The sequence below is a fragment of the Dictyobacter sp. Z7_2 genome (assembly GCF_057551105.1).
On the sequence record NZ_BAAJPE010000001.1, the window covers coordinates 1,416,303 to 1,439,464 of the forward strand.

Here is a 23,162-nt window from a genome sequence, read left to right on the forward strand (position 1 = left end):
GACCTTTCACACATACATATGCGATATCCTTCGCTCCAGCCCCCAAGCTCGCCGAGTTTCACACCTCTTCGGCGTGAGAGATATAATGCCAGAGTTGATGTATCTTTCATTTTGATCATGGAGAGAGGCATATGTTTACGATAGAGCAGCGCGAACAGGTACGTACTCGCGTTCTAGAGATAGCGAGAAGCGATCCACGAGTTACGGGAGGTGCGCTCACCGGCTCGATGGCGCTTGGCGGCGGGGATCACTGGTCCGATATCGATGTGGCTTTCGGGATTGCGGATGGTCATGCGCTCGCAGAGGTCCTCGATGAGTGGATGGCGCTGATCGATCGGGAGTTCGGCGTGCTGGATCATTTTGATCTCCCTTCCGGAGCAAGCATTTATCGCGTGCTGCTCCTGCCCGATGGTCTGGAGATCGATATAGCGGTGTCACCAGAAAAGGAGTTCGGCGCACGTGGTCCGAACTTCCATCCACTCTTTGGCACCTATCAGCAAGTGGAGACTCCACCGCCTCCGGACGCCAGATATTTGATTGGCTGGAGCTGGCATCATATCTTGCACGCCCGCTCATGCATCGAGCGCCACAAGCCCTGGCAGGCCGAGTACTGGATCAGTGAGATCCGCAATCATACGCTGGCGATTGCGTGTATGCGTCTGGGAGAGAGTCCTGTCCACGCATGCGGCATCGATCGTCTGCCCACGGCGGTGACCGCTCCGCTCGCAGAGACACTTGTGCGCTCGCTCGATGACGCGGAGCTTCGTCGAGCTCTTTCGGCAATGACTCTGTGCTTCCTCACAGAACTGGAACGATGGGATCTCGAACTTTGCACACGGCTCAAACCAATCCTGCAAGAATTCGGGATAGCGTCGATGTAATTATCAAAAGTGTCAAGTAGCGTCGCACGCTTGCGTCCGATGTCCCACTCGACGTACGAGAGAGCTGGCTCCTGCTGGCGGGCCTGATCGTACGAGTTCCTGGGACATCGCACGCAAGCGTGCGATGCTACGGTGTCTTCGCTTCGCTTGACAGCTTTCTGCTGGTCTCCCATGGCATGATTGTCTGTCCGATGGGCTGCAAATGTCCGCCGATAACGCCAAGGTATACGTGCTGAAGATCATATTTTTGTTCTGGCAGGGCGTGCAATGTGATGGTGAGGCTGGCCAGTGTGTTCTCAAAGAGTAAATTATGCCGCGTATCTACTTGAGCATTCTGCACCTGAAGCGGGAGTACACTGGTGGCGATGCCTCCATAGCTGCCCTTCTGGATGAATGATTGTCCCTGGATCATGCGTCTCTCGTTGGGTTTGAGGAAGTTCTGGATGGGCGTCGAGACGAATTGATAGAGTCTGGATGTTTGTCCTTGCTCGCGCGGCTCTGATGCTGGCTCCCCTTCGATAGCATAGGAGAAATGGACGTCGCCGGCCAGCACGACGACATCGCCCGTCTGCTGCGTTACATCCTTGATCAGATCATGCCAGCTGGTGTTGTAGATAGGCCAGTGCTCAAAGCCCGCACGATCGGCAACGATGCGTTGAAAGCGTGCGAGTTGTTGTCCCAGCCAGCGCAAGGGCGGGATAGCTTCGGCCCAGAGTCTGGCTCCGGCGAGATATTCGGCGCGTCCAATAACGGGTGGCAGCAGTACGGGTACAGAGGATACGATCAATGAAATCCCTGTGCGCTGCGCCAGCAACCAGTTATGCAGCTCGCCTGTCTGCTGGACGCCGATGATGTGTTTGGGATCACTATGCTCCTCGGCGGCACGCGAAAAGGTACTTGAGCGATTGGTGCGCGTGTCGGTGACAAAGATAGGCGGCGTGGTGGGGATCGTGTAATGCCAGTGCAGATCGCTGTCCGCATAGACAGCCTGCTTGATACAGGATCGTAATGCCTCTAGAACATCCTCACCAGTGCGTTCGCCCTCCTGCATGATCGCCAGCAAGGGATGATCGCTACTCTCGCTCGGGTCGAGATTTCCCCATCCCTGATAGATCCAGTAAGCGACCATGCCATCGAGGAGCATCTGCTCCTGTCCACTCTGGAGCATGCGCTTACGCCAGGTGGGAGTGCTGTTCCAGCCGTTGGTGATTTCATGGTCGTCAAAGATCATATAGGTTGGCAGACAGGCTAAGACTTGCCTCACCTGAGCGGTATTGGTCCAGGCATAGCTGTATTGATGCATGAAATCTTCAAGCGTGACAGCTCCTGCTTGCATGGCTGGACGCTCCTCGATCAGGCGCTCGGGAGGAGTATCCGCATAGATCTGATCACCTATCAGCAGCAAGATGTGCGGCCAGCTCTGCTCACGCTGCTCGTTGTGCTCCAGGAGCCATGGTCCCAGAGCCTCAAGAGCATCCTGCGCCGGCTGCTTGGATTGACGACATGATCCATAGAAGACGCGCAACGGCTGCTCTGTGATGTTCTCCGACTCTTCCAGTGTGCGAAAGCATTGCAGCGCTGGTGTCGTCTCAGCAAGCGCCGCAGGAAGTTGATCCTGATCTACATCTGATGCGGTCAACGGAGTGATCTCAAGCTGATAGCGATACCAACTCGCGGGACGCAATCCACGCAACTGCGACGCCACATAATGATGGCCTGCAATCAGGATCGTTCGCGCCTCGACACGCAAGGTTTCCTGCTCAGGAGAGCTTTCCGCTGTGGCGCTGATGACGACCGTCGAGGCGCTGGCGCATTCGGCCCAGATCACTACGCTCTGTGCGGAGATCGCTCGCACAAGTGGACCAACACAAATTTGCTGCATAAATAATTTCTAATCCTTTAGCGGCTTGATCATCGCTGTATGCGATGGGGATAGCGCGCAGATTTTCAAACATCAGACATCCCAGTGAGCTTCGACCTGACTCCATTCTTGCTCGCCAGGCCAGGGTGGCATGGTCACGATGATAATGCGGAGCGGCTCAGCACCAGTATTACGAAACTGAAAACGGGTCTGGCGCGGAATAGTGACGCACACGCCAGCAGAGAGCTCTACCTCGCCCGCCTGCTCATCGTTCTGCCGCCAGATCTGCCCCTGGCCTTCCAGGCAGTACCAGATCTCTTCGACCGTCTGATGGATGCCGGCCAGCGATACTTGATGCGGCTGAAGTGTGCAGTGGACCATGCCGCCGCCCGTTACGTTGAGGAGGAGCCTGATCTCCGAGTTATCGGGTGCCAGGATATCTGTATCTTCAGGAACCCGTACGGTCCCGCCATAGCGATAGTGAGGAGATGCCATCGTTCAATCATATCCTTTCGACAAAGCAGCATGCCATCGATGCTGAACAGAATATATCATATCCCTGTGCTATTTCCAAGCCAACCGGCCCCCGTAGCGTCGCACGCTCGCGTGCGATGTCCCAGTGGCTCGTATGATCAGGTACGCCAGCGTGGTGCACCGAGAGCCAGCAATCTCGTACGTCGAGTGGGACATCGCACGCGAGCGTGCGACGCTACGTCTTCGCTGCGCTTGACAGCCTCCAGGCAGGGTGCAGGTGGCAATATATGCACGTTTTGTGGCTCAATAATCCTGGAGAGATCGTAACAAATAGAGTTGGAGAGGATTTCGCTTTTATGGATATTTCTGTGGTTGAGACACGTTCGGGTAAGGTGCGCGGCAGGCAAGAGGATCAGATGCAGATTTTTCAAGGCATCCCCTTTGCGCAGCCTCCGGTGGGACCGCTACGCTTTCACGCTCCAGTGCCGTCGACTGCGTGGGATGGCATTCGCGACGCAACAGCATTTAGTGCCAGTCCCATACAACCACCGGCTCCCTATCTGGCAGCTCTGGCCGAGGATTGTCTCTATCTGAACGTCTGGACTCCTCAGGCTGATGAGAGAAAACGCCCGGTTCTCTTCTATATCTATGGCGGTGGCTTCATAATGGGCAGCGCCGAGACCTATCTGCCCAACGATCTGATACACAATGGCGATATCGTTGTGGTGACCTTCAATTATCGCGTTGGAGCTCTGGGGTTCTTATATCTGGGTGAGCTACTCGGCGAGGAATATGCAACATCCGGCAATCACGGTCTGCTGGACTGCTTGATGGCTCTGCGCTGGGTGCGCGACAATATTGCGGCGTTCGGTGGCGATCCCGAGCAGGTCACGATCATGGGACAGTCGGCGGGCGCGAAGTGTGTCGCCACACTCCTGGCAATGCCGGACGCTCAGGGACTATTCCACCGCGCTGTGCTTCAGAGCGGTACAGGACAATCCGCCCGCGATCAAACGACGGCGACGATGATTACGCAGCGCTTGCTTGCTGATCTGGGATTACACGATGATGAGGCACATAAGCTCCTCGACCTGCCGGCGGAACAGATCATGGAGGCGCAGATAAAACGCCTCACAAATATCCACTGCTTTGGTCCGGTCATCGACGGCATCGTGCTCCCTCAGCGTCCGCTGGAAGCCATCCGTCAGGGGACGAGCGCCCAGGTCCCGACGTTGATCGGCACGACGCTAGCTGAGGCCCAAACCTATGTCGCAAGCGATCCTCAGATCAGGAATCCCAACCGGGAAGGACTTATCACTTTCTTCGAAGATAATAGCGCTGCGGTCTATGACGCTTACACGCAGGCGCTTGCGTCCCTGGCGCCAAAGGATGCATGGCGAGGTGTGCTCACAGACTATATCTATGGGTTAGCCGCAACGTATCATGCCGAACAGCAAGCGACGCACAGTGCTCCGCTCTGGATGTATCGCTTCGATTGGGACAAGGGTATGTTAGGAGCCGGTCATGGTGTGGATGGCTCTTTCTTCTGGCAGACACTCCCTGCCGTGTTCGCAGCATTTGCGCCTCCCAAGAATGCGGAAACGATCGCCATTGGAAAAGTGCTGCAAACCAGCTTTCTCAACTTCATCCGTAGCGGCGATCCAAACGGCGTCGGGATTCCTGTCTGGCCGCCCTACGACAGAGAGAAGCACGCAACAATGCTCTTCAATACCGACTCCCATGTTGAAGGGGTCGCACCGAAACCTATCATCGAAGGCTTCCCGATCCAACAGGTATATCGCATTCGTGCGAAAAAGTAGCGACTGCATACTATGTTCCTGACTCGATTTTTGATATACTAGGGCTATGGATTATCAGATTTTGTTGTACTACAAATATATCGAGATTGCTGATCCCCAGGCGGTCAAGCTCTGGCAGAAAGCTCTCTGCCAACTGCTCTCACTGAAGGGCCGCATTATCGTGGCCGCCGAGGGGATCAATGGCACCGTTGAGGGGACGACGCAAGCCATCAAGCAATACACGCGTGCCATGAACGATTATCCAGCCTTCACAGACATCACCTATAAGAGAAGCGAGGGCACAGGAGATGCCTTCCCAGGTCTATCGGTCAAGGTGCGCAAGGATATCATCAGCGACAGCGTGGCCCACTGGAACATCAAGCCCACAGAAACGACCGGCGCTTACCTGACAGCCGACGAGTTGCATCAGTGGTACGAAAGCGGCAAAAAATTTCATCTTGTCGACCTGCGCAATACCTACGAGCATGCCGGTGGGCACTTCGAGCAAGCAATCTTACCTCCCATGGATAATTTTCGCGAGCTCCCCAACGTCCTGCCCGTCTTACAGCAACTCAATGATGCCCCAATCGTCACCGTCTGCACCGGAGGCGTGCGCTGCGAGAAGGCTACTGGCTTCTTGATGCAAAATGGCGTGCAAAATGTCTATCAATTGCAGGATGGGATTGTCTCCTACGTCGAGAAATATCCCAACCAGCACTTCAAGGGGCAGGTCTACGTCTTCGACAACCGCATCCTGATGGAGAACAATAGCGTCCTGGGAGAACATGTGATCGTTGGCGAATGCGTGATGTGCCATCAGCCATCCGAGCACTACGTCAACTGCACCAACGACGAATGCCATCGACATCTCATCTGCTGCGAAGACTGCCTCGCCAGCGTCGAGACCTTCACCTGCCCTCAGGGATGTCGCGCATAAAGTTCTGCTTGCTCGCTCTCTGCGGTAGCTTCGCGATTGACATGTGTGCTATCTTAATTTAAAAGATTAAAAGAGGATTTTGGTATGACTGTACTGACAATTAAGCTCATTGAAGCACGATCCATACGTGTTCGTGGGCTACTGGGTGTACGTATCGAGGCGTTTCCCGTCGCCCAGGGTCGTACTGTGTCCTTTTTTGGAGCAGATGATGGCGCAAAGCTAGCCATATGATAGCATAACGCCAGTTTCGATAAGCCGTGGGTGATCATCAACGATCTCGCCCACGGCTTTTTGTTGTCCGCAAAAGAATGGAGTCTTTTCTATAATGTCCGATAATCTTAAAAATAATGATATTGACACGAAATCACCGCCTCTCTGGCGTAATCATAACTACCTGCTCTTGCAGGGAGGACAGATAGTCTCCTTGCTAGGAAATCAGCAGCAGTTCATTGCGCTGCCACTGCTCGTGCTGGCGGTTACTGGATCGGCTATCCAGGCGGGAATCGCCGTGAGCTTGAATACGATCGCCGTACTGGTGATCAGTCCGCTGGCCGGCGCTCTGTCGGATCGCTGGGATCGCAAGCGGACGATGTTGCTCTGCGATGCCGGACGGATGCTGCTGACCTTGACGATCCCTCTGGCCTTCTGGTTCCATGTCCTGAGCATGTTACTCATCTATATTGTCGTAACGGCTACCGGTATATTGAGTACACTCTTCAGTGTGGCAAATACGTCCGCGCTGCCCAATGTGGTGACGAATGAACAGCTACCCGATGCTCTGGCCCAAACGCAAACAGCCAACACCAGCGTGCGCACGATTGGATCGCTCATCGGAGGCGCACTCTATAGCATTAATTTTGTCTTTCCATTTCTCGTCAACGCCATCTCTTTTGGAGTATCGGTGCTCTCGCTGGGCTTCATGCGCGGAAAGTTTCAGGCCGCTCAGGATGGTCCGCACGCTCCGCTGCATAAGACAATCACCGCTGGCTTCGTCTGGCTCTGGAGGCAGCCGCTGCTCAGATTTTTGACGCTCGTGAATGGGGCCGATAGCTTGCGCTATGGAGCTGGCTATCTCGTGATCCTGATCATCGCACAAGAGCTGCATACGTCTGCGAGCGGCATCGGAGCTATCTTTACAGCCGCCGCCATCGGATCGATCATCGGTAACATCGCCAGCAAATGGACACGTCAGCGCTTCCGCTTTGGCACCATCGCCATCAGCATGCTCTGGCTCGAAGCACTGATGTTTCCTCTCTACGCCATCGCGCCCAATGCCCTCATTATGTGCTTCATCGCCGCCGGAGAAGAGCTGGTAAGTCCGATCTATAATATCTCGCTCGACACCTATCGACTGATGGCAACTCCCGACTCTATGCGTGGACGCATGAGCAGCACCGTCCAGATGATCGTGCAGGGTGCGCAGTCGCTCGGAGCAATCGCGGGAGGGATCTTGATTCAATATGTCGGCGCAAAAAAGAGCGCTCTTGTCCTGGCGATCTGGTTATTGATGCTGGCAATCATCACCACGCTGAACAAGCGCGTCCGGCAGGCATCGATGGCGCGCTAATGGTGCTTCATCGCCTGATTCATTCCCCAACATGATACAAAGTTAAGCTTAGAATAGTCGGTCAATATCATGTAAGCAAACGTACATACTGCGTTAACGAGGGCATAAACCTTATGAATAAAGAGCTTGATACACGTCCTTTTTCTCAAAAATTTGCTCCCATTAGTTCAAGCAAGTCGCTGGCGTGGCGAGGCATTGAAGTCGAACAATTTATCGTTCCTCCCGGTCAAGTAGAGGGTCAAAAAGGACTTGACGCTCATCTCCTTCTTCTTTATCTGGGACAACCACGATTGCTTGTTCAGACCGGCGCTCGACCCATCACAACGAATCGGCTGATCAATAAAGGCGACCACGCCCTCATCACTGCCGAGAGCTCACCCAGTGGCTGTTGGCCCATGGATGTAGATGTGCTATTCCTGAGGTTCGACCCGGCATTTATGCGTAGTATTCTTGACGCCAGCGACATTGATGGGAGTCGTATTCAATTCATATCACACTCCTTCTCTGCCGACACAACCGTTGAGCTTTTTGGCTTGACGCTCCTGGGTGAACTCCAATCAGCAGACTTCCATACAAGGCTCTATTCAGAATCGCTTGGGACCTCCCTCGCGATCCATGTATTACGGCACTATAGTACGATCAATGCGCAGAAACTGGAAGCGCCCGACGATCTCAGTGGAATACGACTTCGTCAGGTACTTGACTACATCCATGACTTCCACATGCAAGACATTTCAGTCGTAGAACTGGCACGGATTGCCAATGTGAGTCCCTCACACTTTGCGCAACTCTTCAAACGCACCATGGGGCAGGCTCCACATGAATACCTCATTACCTGTCGTCTCGAACATGCCAAGCGACTCCTTACAACCAAAGATCTCTCCATTCATGAGATCGCGTCACAGTGTGGCTTTGCTGATCAAAGCCATTTGACACGCCACTTTCGCCGACTGCTGGGAGTAACGCCTGGCGTCTTACGAAAAGAGCGTAGAAACGTTCTATGATTCCAGAGAAATATTCAAGACTGAGAAGAGACAGATAACCTATACTACGCACGAGCCGCCTGGTTGATCAGCTTCACAGACATTCTCAAGCGCATATACTAACGCAGGAAACAAACGGCAGCAGCATATTTTTAAGAACAGAGGCAGTCAGCACGCAAGTAGCGCGATGCTAAGAAAAGGAAAATATTATGAAATATACCGGAACAACCATACTCAATATTCCCATCGAGGGTATACACCTTGCGAAATGGCTTTTCACATTGTCTGATGCTGAGTACCAGGCCTCTGAACAAGGCCACCGCGCCGCTGGCACGTTCTTCGACGAAAAAGGGCGGGGAATGATCAACGTAGAGTCGGTGGGTGCAGCCCTGCTCATCCAGCATTATCGCGAGGTCCAAGCAGAAGCCGCATATGTGGAACTGTATTCTCACCGAAGCCGAGCCTATTTCCTCCACCTGGTGCCGATCACCGTTCCAGTTCGCTGGACGATGCAGGTGACAGCCCAAACGGCTCAATCGGCGAACTTCTCCTGTACCGTTGAGGTGGCACTACACCCCTTGCTCCACCTTCTCTCTATGACCACGGCTCTTGGCTACTTTCTCAAAAGGCATGTCCTGGCAGAGACGGAAGGATTTGCAGCAGATATCAGCAAAAAGCCTTGCGGGCGTCAGCCAATTCCAATTGATTAATTTCCTCGCGTTTGTTAGAATATACATGTATTCAATTATTTTCCTGGAGGTTCTCACATCTATGCCAGCTAACCGCTAACTCCATCCAGTTTCATGAAGTAAAAAACAAAAGATACCCTCTTCTTGCTCACTATGTAATCCGTCTCATAACAAAAGTGATGGTACATAGCAGCACGGGCATTTCATGATCTTTAGAGGTATGGAGTAGCGGGCACTATGCAGGTATTGGCATGGATCTCTGGTAAGTAATTTATCCTACATTACATTAAATCAAGCTATCATCATGCAGATAGTCTCCTCACCTCTCATGTCCTCTTTCAGACTCATGTAATTCTTCTATAAATGGTACATATTAAAAATCTGAAGAGAAAGAGACAACTAGCATGAGAATACATATTCTGGGAGCTGCAGGTAGCGGCAAGTCGACGTTAGCACAGGAAATATCTTCGCGCTTGCACATTCCTCACTATGAGCTTGATCGGGTAAATTGGGAGCCCGAAGAGATCATTGCCAACGCAGAACAGCCATCATGGGTCGCCGAAGGGATCTATCTTGTCTGGACGGAGCCGCTCTTGTATCACGCCGACTACATCGTACTGCTTGAGGTCTCCTGGCCGCTGGCTGCGTGGCGGATGATTCGTCGTCACGTCCTGAACAGCCTGCGGGGCACTAATTTGTATCCTGGAATAAATGGTGTCAAAGCGCTTATCAAGCTTGTTAAAGATACCCATCGTTATATTCTCAATCAAGATCCTGATCATAAATCATCAGGAGAAGTTCTCCAGGCCTGTCTGGCAGCGCAGCGAGACCTGTCCACACCGCCAACCGCAGATTTCTGGAGGACATATATCGAGACGTATCAGGAGTTTTCAATACCGCCTACAGATAAGGTGGTCCGCATGTATCTTGAGCAATATCAGGAAAAATTGGTGCTTGTCAAAACCAGAGTTGATCGAGAACGCTTATTTACATTCCTCGCTCAATTGTGACTGTGGTTTGGCTGATGTGCTATCCTTAATAAGGATAAGAATAATTTATGGAACAAATCTATTCACAATTGAGTGTTCACGTCGGCTAGCAGGCTGACTGTGGATAAGAAGGAAAAATAATGACACAGAACGTTAATAATGGCTATGGCAAGATCGATTGGCAGGGGCAGATGGATTGGAATCGTCAAATTGTGGAGGAATTCCGTGCCAACGGTGGAAAAGTCAGTGGACCATTCGCAGGTGCATCTCTGCTTCTGCTCAATACGACCGGAGCCAAAAGTGGGCAGCCGCGTACGCATCCATTAGTGTATTATAGCGAGAATGGACGCACATTTATCTTCGCAACCAAGGCGGGCGCCCCCACAAATCCAGACTGGTATCATAACATTGTTGCGCATCCTGATGTCACCTTCGAGATTGGCAATGAGAAGTTTTCTGCTACAGGCGTCGTGCTAGGAGAAGAGGAGCGCGCACAGATATACACCAAGCAGGCGGCATCCTCCGCACGCTTTGCCGAGTACGAGAAGACTACGACACGCAAGATCCCGGTTGTCGAGCTGGTGAAAAAATAACCAATGAGATAACTATCTTCCGGGCAGCGAAAGCACTAACGCCAGGTTAGCGCTTCGCTCCCCAGCCACCACCACCGGGAGAGGCTATCGTTAAGCGATCGCCTGGTGCAGCTCGAAAGCGAACTTTCCCCGGCAAGGCGCTTTCCTGCCCATCGTGATACAGATGATTTTCTCCTCGCAGGCCATCCTCGCCTCCTGATAAGCCATAGGGGGCCAGACGGCGTCGCTCGGTCAGCAAAGTAACATCGGTCGGAACCTCGAAAGTGATCTCGCGCAAAAGGCCATCCCCGCCACGATTTGCGCCGCTCCCACCCGAGTCATCGCGCAACTGATAACGGGTGATACGCAGCGGATAAGCGTATTCAAGGGCCTCAATGGGTGTATTGAGCGTATTGCTCATATGCGTGTGTACGCCCGAGAGACCATCAAGACCGGGACGAGCTCCCATCCCACCGCCCATGGTCTCATAATAGGCAAACGGCTGCTGCGTGCGCGGATCGATGCCTCCCGCCGTTATGTTGTTCATGGTGCCCTGACTGGCCGCCGGGATGCGCTCCGGCAGAGCCTGCGCGAGCGCTCCAAAGATGACATCGGTGATACGCTGCGATGTCTCAACGTTCCCTTGCGCAACTCCGGCAGGCGGTCGCGCATTGACGACTGTTCCTACGGGAGCGATCACGGTCACGGGAGCAAACGTGCCGTGATTCATGGGAGCGTCGTCGGGCATCAGGCAGCGGATAGCGTAGTAGGAGGCCGATCTGGCCACGGAGGCAACGGTGTTGATGTTCCCTCTCACCTGCTCGCTGCTGCCTGTAAAGTCCATACTGACCTGATCTCCCTGCACGGTGACTGCTACACGGATCGCCACATGCTCAGCGGTGATGCCATCGTCATCCAGAGCGTCACCGAATTCGTAGCGACCATCTGGGATGGCGGTAATGGTAGCCTGCGTGATCCGTTGAGCATAGTCGATCAGAGCCTGGAAATGCTCCTCCAGAGAAGCGAAGCCCCAGCGATCCACGACCTCCTGCATGCGCCGCGCTGCCGTGCGATTTGCGGCCATCTGTGCGGAGAGATCTCCCCGACGCTCGTGTGGCGTGCGGACGTTGCGCAGCACAAGCGCGAGCAGCGCCTGGTTCGGCTGATGGTTCTCCCACAGCTTGATCGGCGGGATAATCAATCCTTCCTGATAGATCTCGGTGGCCAGCGGCATCGATCCGGGGGACATGCCCCCAATGTCGGAGTGATGCGCCCGATTAGCGGCAAAGCCGAGCAGTTGTGAGCTACCTTCGCTCTGCACAAAGATCGGCGTGATGATGGTGATGTCAGGCAGGTGTGAGCCTCCGAAAAAAGGATCGTTTAAGGCGATACTATCACCGGGAGCAAAATGCTCAAAGGAATCCAGAGCGGCCTTGACGGAGTCCGGCATCGAGCCTAGATGTACAGGAATATGCGCAGCTTGAGCGATCAAGCGACCATTTTTGTCGAAGAGAGCACAGGAGAAATCCCGCCGCTCCTTGATGTTAGGGGAGTAGCTACTATAGGTCAGCACGGCACCCATCTCTTCGGCGATGGCGGTTAGCGTACTGCGAAAGATCTCTAAATCAACGGGATTGACCACAGGCATTTCCTTTATTCAAAACGCTACATTTCGATGATGAGGTTTCCAGGTGCATCGACCTGGACGCGCCATCCAGGAGGCACCACGGTAGTGGTGTCGTACTGCGTGATGATTGCTGGTCCCAGCAGCTTACAGCCGGGCTTGAGATGAGAACGCTCAAAGACTGGTGTGTCATGTTTCACGGGACCTTGCGCGCCTGCAAAGACGACTGGACGCGTCATGAGCGGCTCAACGACGTTGTCCGGCTCTGCTGCCTGCTGCTCAAGCGCGGGAGCGGTCGTGACTCCCCGCGCCTTGAGTCGGACGTTGACGACCTGGATGTGCTCACCGGGATCAGCATAGCCAAAGCGTCGCTCATGTTCGGCATGGAAATCATGGATGGAACGTCCAAGATCGTTCTCAAAAGGGATCGTTAGCTCGTAGGATTGTCCAACGTAGCGCAGATCCAGCGAGCGTTCGAGGGCGATGCTGTCTGCCGGGATGCCTTCGGCGAGCAGGTCGCGGCTTCCCTGCTCGACTAACGCGGATAACGTGGAGGTGATCGTATCCAGGGAATCCTCGATCGGGAGCATGATAGTCCGCACATAGTCTTTGAGCGTGTCGGCGATCAGCATGCCGAGCGCTGAGAGCACTCCAGGCGTGGCGGGCACCAGGACACGTGGGATGCGCAAGGCGGTGGCAAGATCACAGGCATGCAGAGGTCCGGCTCCGCCAAAGGCGACCAGCGTGTATTGACGCGGATCTCCTCCCCGTTCGACTGAGATGAGGCGAATAGCGGCTTCCATGTTGGCGTTGGCGATACGGATGATACCCAATGCGGCCTCTTCCAATGAAAAATCCATCTGCCGGGCGATGGTCGAGATGGCTTCAGCGGCACGTTCAGGGCTGAGTTGCATAGAGCCTCCCAGGAAAGCATCCGGGATCAGGCGTCCAAGCAGCACATGCGCATCGGTCAGAGTCGCCTCCAAGCCTCCGCGATCGTAGGCCGCCGGGCCTGGATCAGCTCCCACGGAGGCTGGTCCCACGCGTAACGCTCCCCCGACATCAAACCAGGCGATACTTCCTCCTCCGGAACCGATCGTGTGGATGTCGAGCAGCGGCAGCTTGATCGGATAGCCACCAATCTTGCCACTCGTCGTCTCGACCGCAGCGCCATCGACAACAGCCACGTCGGTCGACGTCCCTCCGATATCCAGCGTGATGATGCGTTCAATACCAGATGTGCGCGCCACAAATGCGGCTCCAACCACGCCCGCGGCCGGTCCAGATAGCAACGTGCGAGCCGCCTCACGTCGGGCCATGGCGCTTGAGATAGATCCTCCATTGGACTGCATAATGCGTAGGAGCGATCTCTCAGGCAGCGCCACCTCAAGCCGCTCCAGATAGCGATCGATCAGCGGACCCACGTAGGCATTCAGGACCACGGTACTGGTACGCTCATATTCGCGAAACTCCGGCACGATATCGCAGGACGCCGAGACATAGACCCCTAAAGCTCGCGCCGCCTCGGCTACCCGCCGCTCATGTTCGGGATTGGTAAAGCTGAACAGCAATGAGATGGCGATGGCTTCTACGCCCGACACCCTCAACAGCTCCAGAGCGTCATGCACGGAAGTCTCATCCAGCGAGGTCAGGACATTGCCACGCTCATCGAGTCGCTCAAGCACCTCCACGCGCAACTGACGCGGCACCAGCGGCGGGACAGCCTCCACCCGCAGATTGTAAAGACTCGGTCGCGTTTGACGTCCAATCTCCAGAACATCGCGGAAGCCAGCCGTCGTAATCAAGCCAGTCACCACACCCTTACGCTCAAGCACCGCATTCGTCGCCACCGTCGAGCCGTGTACCAGCACATCGAGATTGTCCAACACATCCAGATGCCTCAGACCAACCAGGATCGCACGCGAGGGATCATCGGGCGTCGAGAGCACTTTGTGCACACGTAGAGCACCATCCTGCACCAGCACCAGATCCGTAAATGTGCCTCCAGTATCGACACCAACCAGCACCGTGGTCATATCTTATCCCTTCATACCTAGATATTCCATCTCTACTATCATTATAAGCAATCAACATCGCCAGCGACAATGTGTCTTCGCCGCGCTTGACAGATTTCTGCTTGCATTCTTTCAATGCATATGCTATAATCGTACCGTACAGTACGATACGATAAAGGTGAACAATGACAGAGATACAAGCAAAGACACGCACAGAAAAAACACGTGAGCGCATCCTTGCCTCGGCGCAGCAGCTCTTTACGCAGTATGGCTTCGCTGCCACAAGCACGGACGCGATCATGAAAAGCGCCGGCATCGCCTCCAAGGAGACACTCTATCGCTATTATGCCAGCAAGGAAGAGCTGTTTGTGGCGGTGCTACGGCATCTGACGCTGGAGCATCCTCAGCATGCGCGAGTATTGCAAACGCTGCCGGAGGCGAAGAGCCGTGAGGAGCTCCATGCCATCCTGATGACGTCTGCGCATACGCTGCTCACAATCATGATGCAGCCAGAGTATATAGCATTTTTACGCATGTTGCTGACCGAGATGCCACGCTTCTCTCATCTTTTCCAGACGACTGAGACATCTATGTCAGGAGCAGAAGCCGGCGAGGCATCGTTGGGAGCAATTTTTCGCTCAACGGTCCCGCAACGAGGAATACAGTTTCTGACAACCATCCTTGAGCGGGCTCAGCAGGCAGGACTGGTCGACATCCCCGATACGGAGGCCATGGTGCGGATGTTTATCGGTTCACTGCTCACATACGCGCTCCTCGACGGCCTGTTACAGCCTGATAAAGAGGCATCTTTACCTCCTCCTGAGCGACTTGAAGCGATTGTAGCTATCATCATGAAAGCCAGCGAATGAGCACACAGAAACGATGGAATTTTAGCAGATCGAGCAAACACGCCGATCTGGCCAACCCACAGACAGGAGAATGGCATGAACACATCATCTCAAACACCTCTATACGATGTTCTGATTACAGGAGCTGGTCCAGTCGGTATGGCTCTGGCAAGTGAGCTGCAACGACGAGGTATCCGCTTCCGCATCATCGACAAATCGCTACAGATCGCACAGACAACCAAAGCATTAGGTATCCAGGCACGCACCCTCGAACTGCTAGAAAAAATGGGCATTGCGGCACAGATCCAGGCCCAGGGCAGGCCGGTCACGAACTTCACGCTCCACAGCAACAGGCAGCGGCTCGCGCAGATCCACTTCTCAGTCGTTGACAGCCCCTATCCCTACATCCTGATGATCCCTCAGAACAAGACGGAAGCAGTCTTGAACGAACATCTACTGGAGCAAGGGGTCACGATCGAGCGCGGGATAGAGTTGCTCAACCTGACACAGACAGACGATCAGGTACAGGTAACGCTCCGCAACCTCGATGGCACCGAGGAACAGGTCTCAACACGCTGGCTGCTCGCCTGCGATGGAGCTCATAGCACAGTCCGCCATCTACTGGACATAAAATTCGAGGGCACAGCCTTCGAAGAAAGCTTTGTCCTGGCCGATCTCTCCGTGGAGGGCAAACTTCCCACTGATGGAGGTCTGGTCTATCTCCACGACGGCGATGCGCTGGCCTTTTTCCCGATGCTCAATCAGCAATATCGCATCTTTATCGCCTACAAGCCACCCACAGATCCAAAAGGAGATATCACGCTCGCCGAGATACAGCAGGCCATCGACACCTTTGGTCCACCAGACGTGCGCGTATACAATCCAACGTGGTCGTCGCGCTTCCACATTAACCAGCGCAAAATCAAAAACTATAGGAAGGATCGCATCTTTCTGCTCGGTGATGCCGCCCATATCCATTCACCTGTTGGCGCGCAAGGAATGAATACTGGTATACAGGATGCTTTTAATCTCGCCTGGAAGTTAGCTATGGTCGTCTCGGAACAAGCTCCAGCATCTCTGCTCGATAGCTATAATGCCGAGCGGGAGCCGGTTGGTGCCGCACTCTTACGCTCCACCAAGCAACTCTCACGCCTCATCTGGTCGCACAATGCACTCGTCACTACCTTAAGGGATCACATCATGCCAATCGCCGCCCCCATCAGACCAATCCAACGACGCATCATGAACGCCATCTCGGAGACCGACATAAACTATCGCCACAGCCCCCTCATCGCCGGACAAAATGGAGATCATAGCCACCTCCGTGCTGGCGATCGCGCCCTCGACGCTCCCATCCAGGCCACAGAGGACACCTCGACCCGGCAACTTTTCGAGCTTCTGCACGATACCAGACACGTCCTGCTCATCTTCTCGGACGGACAGGCAGCCAGCGTCTCGAACATCAAGACATTGAAGGACCGGATCGCCTCTGATTATCCGCAGATCATCAGCGCCTACCAGATCGATCACGGCATCGACAATAACGATCCCAACGCAGCACTGCGCCAACGCTATGGCATTAATGGCCCAGAATTGATCCTTATCCGACCCGACGGCTATCTCGCCTTGCGTACGGCATCACTCACGCCCAACGCTCTTGAGGATTATCTCACCCAACATTATCATATCCAGTCGGCAAAAATACCTGTCTAAACCAGGAAAAACTTGCTGGTTGGACTGCACTGTGACCAAAAGTAGCATGAGACGTTTGTATCCTGCCATGCATTGAATCCAACCCATGTGGAAGAAGTTTCACATGGGTTGGATTCAATGCATGGCAGGATATAAAAACTCACAATTTGTCGCTATCCTACCTCTCTGGCAATGAAATGTAAACCAAATCTTCATAAGCTCTGCCGTTAAAGTAGCTCATAGGAAAAAAACTCATCCATTCCCGAGCCTTCCGCGATACAGCTACTTTCCAATATCTTTTCCATAATGTATCAAATGTATTCATTATGTTTCTTTTGGCATAACAATATTAGAATTTTGTAAATTCTGTTTCATGCATTGACATTCTTGATTTCTCTTGTATATACTTTCTAAACTAAAGTAGAAAATGCCGCTCGGTCAACAATTCTATATATTATCTAGATCGATGTTCATCACGAACACTATTCATCCATTTTCACCTCTTTTCTACTGTTTTCATCTATGCTCATATGAACGGACCTCTATTTATGCACACGTCAAGCTTATCGCAGGACGACCAGTCAGCAAAGGGAGATTCGCAATATGCTGGTTAGGATCTGCCACGACAGACTCCAAAAGGACACGCCAGTGATCAACCATGCGTTGCATCGTCTTGAGGCTCTATAGATCAGTATTGTATCTTAACTGAGCTTGAAAGCCATCAGTGTGATCATCAAGTGACAAGACAAAATCAAAAGGAGTATAGCCAGTTTCAACTGCTATGCCAGTGGCTATATCGACAAGACCACGGGACTCATCAAGTTCGGGATACGCTACTATGATGCGACCATTGGACGCTGGACGCAGGCGACGCCGATTGGGGGCAGTTTGCAGGAGGCCACCAAGGCGAATCCGTATATCTACGCTGATAATAATCCCATCAATGAGACAGATACAAGTGGTGCGGGCTGTGCCTGTCGATACGTTATTGTAAACAAAGTCTGGAAGGACAAAAGAGTGATTGATTTTTTGGGATATCAAAAAGTATTTATGCTATTTTTACTAGTATTTATGATACTTGCTAGTATTTTATTTGGAGTTCTGACAAAACGCAGGCCCTCATCTGCAAAATTAGCATTTCTTATCTTCCTTTATACTTTAGATGGCTTCTTGCTTTTTATTAGTTGTTTAATCCTCTTTTCAATAAAGGCCCTCCCATATTTAGTTCTTCTTATTTTCATAGGTACTGTAGTTATACTTGTGCTCATTTTTTATGTAAAAAATAAAAACAGAGCTTGATGGAGACCTTGTTCATAGAGTGTCAGGACTTGTTGATACCGGATCTGCTACCTGCCACGAGCAATACAGGCAATGCGGAAGAGCGCTTCACCTCCATTTGAAACGTCCTCCGAACGAGTTGGTTGTAATGACGCTGCTACTTGCAATGGATCTGGAGGACGCAATCGATACATTCGTCGAGATCGGAGCAGTTACAATGCAGACCTTGCTGTAACATACGACGCATGCTGCGTGCACGCAACATGAGCGTATCAACTTCGACCAGCTTCTGCTGTGCGAGGTTCTGCCAGCGCGTGGAGAGTGGAGCTGCGCCATCCAGTTCCTGGAAGAGTGTCTTCATATCAGCAACGCTGAAGCCGACAGATTGAGCGGATTGAATGAATGCTAATCGACGCAGTATGCTAGCCTGATAGCGTCTCTGACCACTAACACGCACTGGCTGCGGCAGGAGTCCCACGCTCTCATAGTAACGAATGGCCGAGGCGCGGATACCCGCTTGCCGAGCAACTTCGCTGATAGTGAGTTCTGTCATAAATATTTGACCTTTTTATGCTTGACTTCAAGTGCACTTTAACTTTTATACTCATTGTAGCCGATAAAAACGTTATCGACTACAGTTTTTTAGCAGATATGTCGAGAGGAAAGAAAAAATGACTTTGACAGAAAATCATCCCAACCTGTTCATGATAACAGATCAGGACTTTGATGAGCGTGTGCTTAATGCTACGCTCCCGGTGATCGTCGATTTTACAGCGGATTGGTGTCCGCCGTGCCGCGCCCTGGCTCCGGTCTATGCGCGTCTGAGCGATAGCTATCAGGGCAAGTTGATCTTTACCAAGATAGATGTCGATGAAAATGCACAGGCCGCGACCCGTTTTGGCGTTCAGGGCTTTCCGACGCTTATCCTATTTGCGGGCGGGAAGCCGATTGGAAGTCTGGTCGGACCGCATCCTGGACGCTTGCAGCAAAGCATCGAGCGTCTACTGGCGGAGATAACTATCGGCGCGGCAAGCAAGTAATCCGCTCAATCATCCCATAAAGAAGAGGTTACCATTTTGGTGGTAACCTCTTTGATTGTGTGGCGTGCTGCCCTGGCTAGTCGATAACGACGGCGGCGGTAGCCTCAGCGGCATCCTCAGGAGCCTAGACGGCTGCCTCTTTCGCTTTGCTACCAAGCAGTGGGATCTCCTTCAAGAAGAAGATGGCAAAGAAGCCGATGATCATGATGATCATGCTGAAGACGAAGACGTTATGCACACCTTCAGTCAAGCCAACTTTGACGGCCTGCATCAACTGCGTATAGAGGGTGTGTCCGGCTGGACCGTAGGCCGCTAGCTTGGCCTGGAATTGCTCCTGGATGCCAGGTGCGAGCAGTACATTTGGATCATCGAATGTGCTGATGGCGCTGGCTGGCAGGACCGCTTTCAGCGATGCTGGCAGTGCGTTGTGAAAAGCTGGAATGTAGCTTGAGTTCAAAACCGATCCCATCGCCGCGACAGCAATCGTACCACCAATCGAGCGGAAGAAAGTCAGACCCGATGTCGCCTGTCCAAGCTTGTTGGGCAAAGCGTTCTGCACAATCAGGGTATACAGGGACATACTGAAGCCGAGTCCAGCTCCCAGCACGATCATGTCGCGGATCAACTCCAGGTTCGTCGAGTTGATGTTCAACTGCACGAGCAAGAACGATCCAGCGATCGTGATGGCCATGCCGGTGAAAGCGATCCATTTGTATTTACCGAAGCGCGAGACCAGCAGGCCAGCGATAATGCTACTGAAGATCAAGCCTCCCATCAGAGGAACAAGGCGCAGACCGCTCTCTGTGGCGGAGAAGCCAAGGACTCCCTGTGCGAACAGAGGCAGGAAGATGGCACTTCCGAACATGCCCATGCTGGTGATCATGGTGATCAACACTGAGACGCTGAAGATACGATTTTTAAACATACTCGGATCGATAATCGGCTGCCGATCATGTCTCTCGCGCCACGCTTCGTAGACGATGAAGATGGCAATGATAACGAGTGATCCGCCAAAGATGCCCAGCGTCTGAGCGGAGAGCCAGGGATACTTCGAACCAGCCCAGGTGAAGCCGAGCAGCAGCGGGACAGTACCAGCCGCCAGCAGGATCGCTCCTGGATAGTCGATGATGGCTTTTCCAACACGTTTGCTTCTGAGCGTTGGCATCAAGAAGATCAGCACGAGCAGCGCGATAATGCCGACAGGCAGGTTGACGTAGAAGACCCAGCGCCATGAGGCATGGTCTGTGATCCAACCACCCAGGGTCGGACCAACAACGGCTGAGAGGCCGAAGACGCTACCTGTGACACCTTGCCATTTGCCGCGCTCGCGAGCGGTGAAGAGATCTCCAACCACGGCGATGGCGATTGGCATCAGAGCAGCAGCTCCCAGGCCCTGGAAGGCACGGAAGGCCACAAGCTGTACCATTGTCTGAGAGGCACCCGAGAGGGCTGATCCTGTCAGGAAGAGTACAACGCCAATCAAGAAGATTGGCTTACGTCCGAAGATGTCGGAGAGCTTCCCGTAGATCGGGACCATCACGGTCGATGAGAGTAGATACGCGGTGGTGACCCATGTATAGAGATCAAATCCATGCAGATCTGTAATAATATGAGGCATCGCTGTGTCAACGATGGTCTGGTCAAGTGAGGCAAGCAACATGACCAGCAGGACTCCGGCCATCGTTGAATAAATTTCGCGCTTGGAGTAGCGCGGCCTCTCAAACGTCTCAACAGGTTGAGCGTTGATTGAATCGTTACGCAAAGCGAGATCGCCCGTCATCGATTCACTGTGTGTGGTTGCCATGACTACAATACCTTCCTGCCTACCTGAACTATGTTTGCCTGGTCCATAATGTGGGCTTTAACCAGTTGTGATTGGTGTGTTTTCAATTGAAGTTCCATTTATAATGCCGTTAAAGTAAATCTGCTGGAGATATGTCACCAGTTCCGCGTGCGTGAGATCACTATCCAAGAAGTAGTGCTCGTACGCCTGGGGCGAAATGTTACAAAGAAATGAATAGACCATCGCGCTCGTTGGGATGTTCGGATTAAATTCCCCCGCTTGCTTTCCTGCCTCCAGTAATTCTGTGACGCGGACTACCATGCGGCTCCACATCTCATGAATACAGCCCCCCTGCTTCATCAGGAGGCGCTTGAGATCAATGCCGTTGTACATAGATGTCATCAAGTGCGCACGCTTGCTAAAAATGCCTGTGTAGATATATTCCATAATAGATTCAAGCGCCGCTCGGGCTGTCGGACCGTCGAAGGCTTCAATTTGACGAAGATCTTTCTGCATATCGCGTGTGAAAATGGCCAGCACCAGCTCTTCCTTCCCTGGAAAATGTGTGTAGATCGTAGCCTTAGCAATCCCTACTCGATTGGCGATCTCATCCATCGATGCATCATAATATCCCTTTTCGAGCAGGACATCTTCTGCGGCCTGAATAATAAGCTCTACACGCTCCTGGCGTTGCTTCTCCTTTAATGATATCGTTGAGATATGCTTTGTTTGCATTGTTAAGCCTCTTTGCTCACAGCTTTTGAGTGATAATGTTCATTGAAGAGTCTCGACTAGCTCTCTATATCTTGACTTCTAAGTACTATTGCTGACATCCAAGTAATTCATTGACTGTCTGGTCATAATATTACTACAAGGTCTTTGCGATGTCAAGGTCTATTGTGATGAGTTCGTGACGACATTCCTCTGGCATAAGAATGTCTCGTGATATCTGCTTGTTATACTGATAAAAGTCAGGACATTATTGGCTCAACGCGGCTAATCGTGGAGCATTATAAGAGTAAAGAGGTTGTATATGTTTCAGCATATTCTCGTTCCTTTAGACGGATCTTGTCGTGCAGAGGAGGCGCTGCCTGTAGCGGCGCGGATCGCACGTTCCACAGGAGGTTCCCTGCTCCTAATACGGGTAGTCAGTTCTCCTCTTGACTATAATGGAGGATGGGCTACGGCTCCTGTCGTGAGCCAGCAGCTGGTCGATGAAGAGATAAAAAGTGCGACCATGTATCTGCAAGCGTTAGCCATATCCCCGGAACTGGCGGGACTCACAATCCGCACAGAAATATTGTTTGGTCAGCCAGTTCAACATCTGCTGACATTTACGGAAACGCCTGGAGTCGATCTTGTCGTGCTCTGTAGCCATGGGAGAACGGGTCTGACACGCTGGGTGCTGGGAAGTGTCGCACGTGCACTCGTGCATCAATGCACACGCCCAATCCTCGTGCTCCGCCATCACGACACGCCTGTCTCTCTCACGCCAATGGATGCAAGCGGCTCGTTCCGTACCCTCATCCCCCTGGATGGCTCACAATTGGCTGAGGCCGCACTTTTACCAGCAGCACAGATAACCTCCGCCCTGGCAGCGACCGGACAGGGAACACTCCACCTGAGCCAGATTGTCAAGCAGTATACGATGCCAACCAGGGCGGATGAGGGATTTGTCAACGAACTGAATACAGAGGCTTCTCAACGTGCCATAAGCTATCTGAGCCAGACGGAGGAGCATTTTTCGTCCTCTACAGGCAAAGACCTGCGACTTTCACTCAACCACTCGGTTGAGTCAGCACCCGATGTTGCCAGCGCTTTGCTCGATCTTGCAGAACATGGAAGTGCCACAAACAGAGCGGATGAGACGCAGGAGAGCAAGCCCTACGATCTGATTGCTATCTCCACCCACGGACGGGCAGGATTGGAGCGCTGGGTGATGGGGAGTGTCACCGAGCGACTGCTCAGTACGACAAAGCTGCCAATGTTGATTGTGCGGCCATCCAAAGATGCATAATGAGCGAAAGGTATCTCCTCCTGGAAGATGGCATACTGCATGGATGCAGTTACAGTGCGGTGTGGCACGGTCTGTGATATGAATGTGATGCACCTCCCACCCACTGTGACGAG

Annotated in this window: 22 protein-coding genes; 15 read left to right on the plus strand and 7 right to left on the minus strand. The window is 52.8% G+C overall.

Translation table 11 applies throughout. From position 1 onward, the window contains the following. Window positions 1–131 precede the first annotated feature (131 nt). Window positions 132–881 (plus strand): hypothetical protein, encoded by a 750-nt coding sequence (locus AC27N8_RS05425; RefSeq protein WP_487064735.1) that lies wholly within the window; start codon window positions 132–134, stop codon window positions 879–881. 127 nt (window positions 882–1,008) lie between these two features. Here AC27N8_RS05425 and AC27N8_RS05430 read toward each other — a convergent pair whose 3' ends face one another. Next, window positions 1,009–2,763 carry an alkaline phosphatase D family protein gene (locus AC27N8_RS05430; RefSeq protein ID WP_487064737.1) on the minus strand — a complete coding sequence of 585 codons (1,755 nt, stop codon included), beginning with the start codon at window positions 2,761–2,763 and terminating at the stop codon, window positions 1,009–1,011. Between the two features lie 72 nt (window positions 2,764–2,835). After that, on the minus strand, window positions 2,836–3,237 hold the full coding sequence (locus AC27N8_RS05435) for a cupin domain-containing protein (RefSeq protein WP_487064739.1): 402 nt from the start codon (window positions 3,235–3,237) through the stop codon (window positions 2,836–2,838). A 39-nt stretch (window positions 3,238–3,276) separates the two neighbouring features. On the opposite strand from AC27N8_RS05435, the gene AC27N8_RS05440 reads away from it, so the two are divergent. The 9 genes from AC27N8_RS05440 to AC27N8_RS05480 all read left to right on the plus strand — a co-directional run bounded on the left by AC27N8_RS05440 (window position 3,277) and on the right by AC27N8_RS05480 (window position 10,773). After that, window positions 3,277–3,543 (plus strand): hypothetical protein, encoded by a 267-nt coding sequence (locus AC27N8_RS05440; protein ID WP_487064741.1) that lies wholly within the window; start codon window positions 3,277–3,279, stop codon window positions 3,541–3,543. 29 nt (window positions 3,544–3,572) lie between these two features. Then, window positions 3,573–5,036: a carboxylesterase/lipase family protein gene (locus AC27N8_RS05445; RefSeq protein WP_487064743.1), complete on the plus strand. Its 1,464-nt coding sequence runs from the start codon at window positions 3,573–3,575 to the stop codon at window positions 5,034–5,036. Between the two features lie 61 nt (window positions 5,037–5,097). After that, window positions 5,098–5,952 (plus strand): oxygen-dependent tRNA uridine(34) hydroxylase TrhO, encoded by an 855-nt coding sequence (trhO, locus tag AC27N8_RS05450; RefSeq protein WP_487064745.1) that lies wholly within the window; start codon window positions 5,098–5,100, stop codon window positions 5,950–5,952. Between the two features lie 84 nt (window positions 5,953–6,036). Then, entirely contained in the window at window positions 6,037–6,183 is a 147-nt protein-coding gene (locus AC27N8_RS05455) for a hypothetical protein (protein WP_487064747.1), read from the plus strand. A 94-nt stretch (window positions 6,184–6,277) separates the two neighbouring features. Further along, window positions 6,278–7,519 carry an MFS transporter gene (locus AC27N8_RS05460; RefSeq protein WP_487064749.1) on the plus strand — a complete coding sequence of 414 codons (1,242 nt, stop codon included), beginning with the start codon at window positions 6,278–6,280 and terminating at the stop codon, window positions 7,517–7,519. Between the two features lie 113 nt (window positions 7,520–7,632). Next, window positions 7,633–8,523 (plus strand): helix-turn-helix domain-containing protein, encoded by an 891-nt coding sequence (locus AC27N8_RS05465; protein ID WP_487064751.1) that lies wholly within the window; start codon window positions 7,633–7,635, stop codon window positions 8,521–8,523. Between the two features lie 188 nt (window positions 8,524–8,711). After that, window positions 8,712–9,212 carry a hypothetical protein gene (locus tag AC27N8_RS05470; protein ID WP_487064753.1) on the plus strand — a complete coding sequence of 167 codons (501 nt, stop codon included), beginning with the start codon at window positions 8,712–8,714 and terminating at the stop codon, window positions 9,210–9,212. Window positions 9,213–9,595: 383 nt separating this feature from the next. Next, complete coding sequence (locus AC27N8_RS05475) at window positions 9,596–10,201, plus strand: P-loop NTPase family protein (RefSeq protein WP_487064755.1); 606 nt, start codon at window positions 9,596–9,598, stop codon at window positions 10,199–10,201. A 119-nt stretch (window positions 10,202–10,320) separates the two neighbouring features. After that, window positions 10,321–10,773 (plus strand): nitroreductase family deazaflavin-dependent oxidoreductase, encoded by a 453-nt coding sequence (locus tag AC27N8_RS05480; RefSeq protein ID WP_487064757.1) that lies wholly within the window; start codon window positions 10,321–10,323, stop codon window positions 10,771–10,773. Between the two features lie 46 nt (window positions 10,774–10,819). Here the strand turns inward: AC27N8_RS05480 and AC27N8_RS05485 are convergent, their stop codons facing one another. Next, window positions 10,820–12,400: a hydantoinase B/oxoprolinase family protein gene (locus AC27N8_RS05485; protein WP_487064759.1), complete on the minus strand. Its 1,581-nt coding sequence runs from the start codon at window positions 12,398–12,400 to the stop codon at window positions 10,820–10,822. Between the two features lie 17 nt (window positions 12,401–12,417). Then, window positions 12,418–14,412, minus strand: coding sequence for a hydantoinase/oxoprolinase family protein (locus tag AC27N8_RS05490; protein ID WP_487064761.1), 1,995 nt, complete (start codon window positions 14,410–14,412; stop codon window positions 12,418–12,420). Between the two features lie 164 nt (window positions 14,413–14,576). Between AC27N8_RS05490 and AC27N8_RS05495 the strand changes: the two genes are divergently transcribed. The 3 genes from AC27N8_RS05495 (at window position 14,577) to AC27N8_RS05505 (ending at window position 18,230) form a co-directional block, all read left to right on the plus strand. After that, complete coding sequence (locus tag AC27N8_RS05495) at window positions 14,577–15,260, plus strand: TetR/AcrR family transcriptional regulator (protein WP_487064763.1); 684 nt, start codon at window positions 14,577–14,579, stop codon at window positions 15,258–15,260. A gap of 75 nt (window positions 15,261–15,335) precedes the next feature. Next, entirely contained in the window at window positions 15,336–16,952 is a 1,617-nt protein-coding gene (locus AC27N8_RS05500) for an FAD-dependent monooxygenase (protein ID WP_487064765.1), read from the plus strand. A gap of 807 nt (window positions 16,953–17,759) precedes the next feature. Continuing rightward, complete coding sequence (locus tag AC27N8_RS05505) at window positions 17,760–18,230, plus strand: RHS repeat domain-containing protein (RefSeq protein ID WP_487067906.1); 471 nt, start codon at window positions 17,760–17,762, stop codon at window positions 18,228–18,230. A 136-nt stretch (window positions 18,231–18,366) separates the two neighbouring features. Here AC27N8_RS05505 and AC27N8_RS05510 read toward each other — a convergent pair whose 3' ends face one another. Continuing rightward, the gene (locus AC27N8_RS05510) at window positions 18,367–18,762 is read right to left on the minus strand and encodes a MerR family transcriptional regulator (protein ID WP_487064767.1); all 396 of its coding nucleotides are present in this window, start codon (window positions 18,760–18,762) and stop codon (window positions 18,367–18,369) included. Window positions 18,763–18,880: 118 nt separating this feature from the next. On the opposite strand from AC27N8_RS05510, the gene AC27N8_RS05515 reads away from it, so the two are divergent. Then, window positions 18,881–19,249 carry a thioredoxin family protein gene (locus AC27N8_RS05515; protein ID WP_487064769.1) on the plus strand — a complete coding sequence of 123 codons (369 nt, stop codon included), beginning with the start codon at window positions 18,881–18,883 and terminating at the stop codon, window positions 19,247–19,249. A gap of 124 nt (window positions 19,250–19,373) precedes the next feature. Here the strand turns inward: AC27N8_RS05515 and AC27N8_RS05520 are convergent, their stop codons facing one another. Both AC27N8_RS05520 and AC27N8_RS05525 read right to left on the minus strand, forming a co-directional pair. Then, window positions 19,374–21,053 carry an MDR family MFS transporter gene (locus tag AC27N8_RS05520; protein ID WP_487064771.1) on the minus strand — a complete coding sequence of 560 codons (1,680 nt, stop codon included), beginning with the start codon at window positions 21,051–21,053 and terminating at the stop codon, window positions 19,374–19,376. A 57-nt stretch (window positions 21,054–21,110) separates the two neighbouring features. Continuing rightward, window positions 21,111–21,767, minus strand: coding sequence for a TetR/AcrR family transcriptional regulator (locus tag AC27N8_RS05525; RefSeq protein ID WP_487064773.1), 657 nt, complete (start codon window positions 21,765–21,767; stop codon window positions 21,111–21,113). Window positions 21,768–22,065: 298 nt separating this feature from the next. Between AC27N8_RS05525 and AC27N8_RS05530 the strand changes: the two genes are divergently transcribed. Further along, the gene (locus AC27N8_RS05530) at window positions 22,066–23,049 is read left to right on the plus strand and encodes a universal stress protein (RefSeq protein ID WP_487064775.1); all 984 of its coding nucleotides are present in this window, start codon (window positions 22,066–22,068) and stop codon (window positions 23,047–23,049) included. Window positions 23,050–23,162 lie beyond the last annotated feature (113 nt).